6 protein-coding genes are annotated in these 4,776 nt (G+C 67.6%); 3 read left to right on the plus strand and 3 right to left on the minus strand.

Annotation, left to right across the window (positions count from 1 at the left end):
- Window positions 1–584 (plus strand): transglutaminase family protein (locus ACFWP5_RS51775; RefSeq protein WP_384174229.1); only part of this gene is annotated, 584 nt, incomplete at its 5' end.
- Between the two features lie 19 nt (window positions 585–603).
- On the opposite strand, the gene ACFWP5_RS51780 is transcribed toward ACFWP5_RS51775, so the two are convergent.
- Together ACFWP5_RS51780 and ACFWP5_RS51785 are read right to left on the minus strand one after the other, a co-directional pair.
- Window positions 604–1,263 carry a Uma2 family endonuclease gene (locus ACFWP5_RS51780; protein ID WP_384174232.1) on the minus strand — a complete coding sequence of 220 codons (660 nt, stop codon included), beginning with the start codon at window positions 1,261–1,263 and terminating at the stop codon, window positions 604–606.
- A 104-nt stretch (window positions 1,264–1,367) separates the two neighbouring features.
- A complete protein-coding gene (locus ACFWP5_RS51785) occupies window positions 1,368–1,826 on the minus strand; it encodes an ATP-binding protein (RefSeq protein WP_384174235.1) in 459 nt (152 codons plus the stop codon).
- Between the two features lie 246 nt (window positions 1,827–2,072).
- On the opposite strand from ACFWP5_RS51785, the gene ACFWP5_RS51790 reads away from it, so the two are divergent.
- On the plus strand, window positions 2,073–2,969 hold the full coding sequence (locus ACFWP5_RS51790) for a helix-turn-helix domain-containing protein (protein ID WP_384174238.1): 897 nt from the start codon (window positions 2,073–2,075) through the stop codon (window positions 2,967–2,969).
- A 2-nt stretch (window positions 2,970–2,971) separates the two neighbouring features.
- Entirely contained in the window at window positions 2,972–3,169 is a 198-nt protein-coding gene (locus ACFWP5_RS51795; protein WP_384174241.1) for a DUF397 domain-containing protein, read from the plus strand.
- A 100-nt stretch (window positions 3,170–3,269) separates the two neighbouring features.
- On the opposite strand, the gene ACFWP5_RS51800 is transcribed toward ACFWP5_RS51795, so the two are convergent.
- On the minus strand, window positions 3,270–4,376 hold the full coding sequence (locus ACFWP5_RS51800) for a sugar ABC transporter substrate-binding protein (RefSeq protein WP_384174244.1): 1,107 nt from the start codon (window positions 4,374–4,376) through the stop codon (window positions 3,270–3,272).
- Window positions 4,377–4,776: the final 400 nt, after the last annotated feature.

Raw genomic sequence — 4,776 nt, forward strand, 5'->3', positions numbered from 1 at the left:
ACCTCGAACCCCACCTCTCCCCCACCTGGCGGGAGGTGACCGAACGGACCACGAACTCCCGCCTGTTGGAGTTCGCCGGCCCCACGGTCCGTACGACGGTCCCGCCCAAGCTGCTGAAGAAGGCGCGCAAGGCGGCCGTAGGGCTCGACCCGCACGAGACGGCGGTGGCGGTCTCCGCGCTGGTCGCCGACCGGGTCGCCTACCTCCCCGGCGTCACCGGCGTGAACACCTCCGCCGCCGAGGCCTGGGAACAGGGCGCCGGCGTCTGCCAGGACATCGCCCATGTGACCATCGCCCTGCTGCGCGGCCTGGGCCTGCCCACGCGCTACGTCTCCGGCTACCTCCACCCCGAGCGCGAGGCGGAACTGCACCGCCCGGTGGCCGGCCAGAGCCACGCCTGGGTCGAGTACTGGGCGGGCGACTGGTGCGGCTACGACCCCACGAACCGGACCCGGCCCGACGAGTCCCATGTGGTGGTCGGGAGGGGGCGCGACTACGACGACGTGACCCCGCACAAGGGGATCTACCGGGGGGTGGCGGGAGGGCCGCCGGAGGTGACGGTGGAGTTCACGCGGGTGGCGTGACCCCGGGCCGTGTCCTGTCTCAGCCCCGCTTCGGGCCGGTGATCGCCTCGCCGATCAGGAAGCCCTTGGCGGGGCCTGAGGGGATGGTGACCTCGGTGCCGTAGGGGACGCGGTGGGCATCGAGCCAGTCGGCCTTGTCGGGTTCGGGGTCGGTCAGGACAGTGACGGTGCCGTGGTCGTCGTAGTCGTCGATGACGACGTAGACCGGGATGCCGGCTCGCGCGTATTCACGGCGCTTCTTGACACGGTCGCGGTCCTGACTGCGCTTGCCGGGCGAGACGACTTCGAAGACGGCCCGCACGCCCGCAGCCGTCAGGCCGAGTCCGTCGTCTGTCACGTAGCGCTCTGGATCTCTGGCGACGACCAACATGTCCGGCACCCATGCCGAGGCTCCGTGGATGACGTTCGTGTCGTTCCGGGCGGCGAAATCCCCGCCCCTGAGGAACTCTCCCAGCGCCTCCTTCAGCAGGAAGACGATCTGGCTGTGCGAGTAGCGGCCGGTGGGCGACACCTCGATGGCTCCCTCGATGATCTCAGCGCGGTAGCCCTCGGGGAGTTCCATGGCTTTCCATGCCTGCCACAGGACCTCGTCCAGCTCGGGTCCGTTCTCCGACAGGGACACGGACTCGGTCCTGGTCTCAGTCATGGTCTCGGGCCTCTCGTGCGCAAGAGCGGTCATGGCGGCATCACCTCCTCAAGTGTGGGCTTGGCGTCCCCTGGGGCACAAGCGACGCGATCACGGTAGGTACGGCAGTGGGGCTGACCAGGGGTAATAAACCCACTTCACCCGTTCGAGTGAAGACGGAACGATCCATCGTCCCCACCCAGCTCGAACCACACCCCCTTCGCGAACCGCCCCGCCCTGTCGCCCGCGACGCCCCACGCGTCCGCCATCTCCTCGACGAGGGCCAGTCCCCGTCCCCAGCAGGCGATCGCCCCGGCGGCGGCGTGCGCGACGAGGGGCGGGTCCGGACTCTCGTCGAAGACGCTGACACGGAGGCGGGCCGGGCCGAGCCGGAGGCGGATCATCGCGGAACCCTTCGTGTGCAGGTGGACGTTGGTGACGAGTTCCGAGGTGCACAGGGCCGCCGGCATGACGAGGGGTTCGCGGTCGTGGGTGAAGAGGACGGCGCGTACGAAGTCCCGGCAGACGCGGGGTGCGGTGGCGTCGGCGGGGGCGAAGAGGCTGTAGTCGTGGGTGAGTTGGGTCGGGCGGTGGGCGGCACGGCGGGCTGGGTCCATGGCTGTCGTCTCCTGCGTACGAGGGGGCCCGTGTCCGGCGATGGCGATGCCCGCGCACGCCTGGAGGGAGGGGCGGGTGCACTGTCGGCTTATAGGCAGGGGGAGTTGAGCGGTTTCGGTGTGTTACCGACCACGCACTTACAGTAGGGAGTGAGGGATACCGCGTGCAACCCATTCGTCAGATTCGGTGGACCTCGCAGCTCATGCAGGGCACACTGACGCCAACCAGCCGGAAGAGGACGCACGTTGGCACTCCGCACCAGCACCACCGAACGACAGCGCCGTCTTGGCGCGGAATTGCGCAAACTGCGCGAGCAGGCCGGCTATTCCGTTACGGAGGGCGGCGAGTTCATCAACATGGGGCGCGCCCACCTCGGACACGTCGAGGCCGGGCGCACCGCTATTCCGGCCGACAAGGTGCGCGCACTATGCCACTCATATGGGAGCGCACGGGAACCTCTCATCGAGGCCCTGATCACCATGGGCGACGACAACGGCAAAGGGTGGTGGACGGCATACCGCCGCGAACTCGGTCAAGCCGTGCTGGACCTCGCGGAACTCGAAGCAGCCGCCGATGCCCTCTTCTCGTACGAGTCACTGTTCATCCCGGGCATCCTTCAGACCACCGAGTACACCCGCTCGATCTTCCGCTCCACCCAGGCCGAACAGCCATCAAGCGCCCTGGAACAGGCGGTGCAGTTCCGCGCCGAACGTCAGCGGATCCTCACCCGGGAACAGCCCCCTGCCCTGCACGCGGTGATCCATGAGGCCGCGCTGCACGTTCGATTCGGCGGTGCGCCCGTCATGCGTCGGCAGCTGTTGCATCTCATCCGCATGGCGGAGCTGCCCCATGTCACGATCCAGGTCCTGCCGTTCACCGCAGAGGGCCTCTCCGCGTTCAGCACACCGTTCCTGTTGGTCGAGTCCCACGGATCGGCGCTGGAGACCGTCCTCGTGGAGACCCCCGGCTCCTCCCAGTACGTGCACGAGAACGACGCGGTGGACAAGTACGGCACCCGATTCGGCCGTCTCGCCGCCGCGTCCCTGCCGCCGGTCGACCCGGGCGTACCGGCAGCCACCCGCGAGTCACGCGACTCCCTGGGTCTGGTCCAGCACCTGCTCTACAGCCTCCAGGAGCACTGACGATGTCCGAACTGCAATGGCAGAAGTCGACGTTCAGCGAAGATCAGGCGAACTGCGTCTACGTCGCCCCCGCCCCCGCCCCCGCCCCCGCCCCCGCCAGAACGATCCGCCTCCGCGAGAGCGACACCCCGGACGTCATTCTGGCCACCGCCCCCGAGGGCCTCGCCGCCCTGCTGCGGCACCTCAAGTCCCGCGGCTGACATCCGGCTTGGTCCGGCTTGGTACCCGCGACCGGAGTCGCGTACGCGGGCAGCGACGACGGCGCCCCGCAGGCCGTCGAAGCGTCCGGCCGAAGCCGGCCTACTTCAGTCCGATGGACGAGCACGCGGACTTGTAGTCGGCCGTGCAGATGTCGGAGATCTTGTAGATCCCGTCCGCGACCACCGTCGACTTGATGTTGTCCTGGGTCAGCGCGACCACGGACACCAGCTGCGAGGGGATCTTCTTGTTCGTGGGGCTGTCGACCGTGTCACGGGTCAGGGCGTCGAACTCGATGTCGCTGCCCTGGACCTTGGCGACCGCGATCTTCGCGGCGGCCTCGGCGAGGTCGGGGTACGGCTTGTAGACGCTCATGTACTGCTCGCCGGTGACGATCCGCTGCACGGCGGTGAGTTCGGCGTCCTGGCCGGTGACGGGCGGGATCTTCGTCAGGCCCGCCGCCTTCAGGGCCTTGATGATGCCGCCGGCCATGGCGTCGTTGGCGGAGTACACCGCTGCGATGTTGTTCTTGCCGAGCTTGTTGATCGCCTCGGTCATCTCCGACTTCGCGATGTCGGGGTCCCAGGCCTTGGTGTTGTAGCTCTCGGCGATCGTCACCTTGCCCTGCAGCTCGGACAGCGCCCCGCCCTTGAACACCGCGGCGTTGGGGTCGGTCGGCGAACCGTTGATCATGACGATCTTGTCGGAGGTGTCCACGTTGCTGCCCAGCGCCTCGACCAGGGAGCGGCCCTGCACCTCGCCGACCAGTTCGCCGTCGAAGGAGACGTACGCGTCGATCGGCCCCTCGGCCAGCCGGTCGTAGGCGATGACCGGAATGCCGGCGGTCTTGGCCTTCTTCACCATGGTCCGGATGAGGTGCGAGTCGACGGCGTCGAGCACGATGATGTCGACCTTGTCGTCGATCATCTTCTGCATCTGCTTGTCCTGCGTGGCCGCGACGCCACTGGCGTTCTCGTACTCGGCCTTGCCCTTGTTCGCGGTGAGTTCCTGGATCTTCGCCTTCATGATCGGGAAGTCGAACTCCGCGTACCGCGTGTTCGTCTTCTCGGGCATGAGGACGCCCACCGTGATGTCGTTGCCCTTCGCCGGAGTCGCGCCCGCACTGCTCCCCGACGAGCTGAGCACGCCACAGGCGGCCAGGGGGAGGGCCAGCGAGGACGCGGCCACGGATATGGCGATACGACGCATTGGGAGCTCACTTCTGGTGCCGTGCGGACGAGGGTGCAGCATTGCAACCCAGGTGACTGAAAAGCCAACGCGTCCGCGACCACCGGCGTCAAGCGGAACTACTTAACGAGATGGCAACGCCACGTTCCGTTTGGTATGTGGAGACACTGCAAAACCCCATCCAAACGCTCTTTACGGACCCTCCACTCAACGGGAGTTCATGAGAAGGCAAAGATCAGCACAACCAACTCCTTTCCACACGAGTCGTGATCGTCAACGGCCTGTGCCGCCGCGATCGATCCGACAGGGCACCGCATGAACCCAGCCAGAGACACGACCGCCACCGTCACCGCGGCCGCCGCGGAGTCCGCACCGGCCGACGAGCACGCGGAAGGGGCCCGGAGACATCGGTCTCCGGGCC

This window comes from Streptomyces sp. NPDC058469 (assembly GCF_042721125.1).
Taxonomy (GTDB): Bacteria; Actinomycetota; Actinomycetes; order Streptomycetales; family Streptomycetaceae; genus Streptomyces.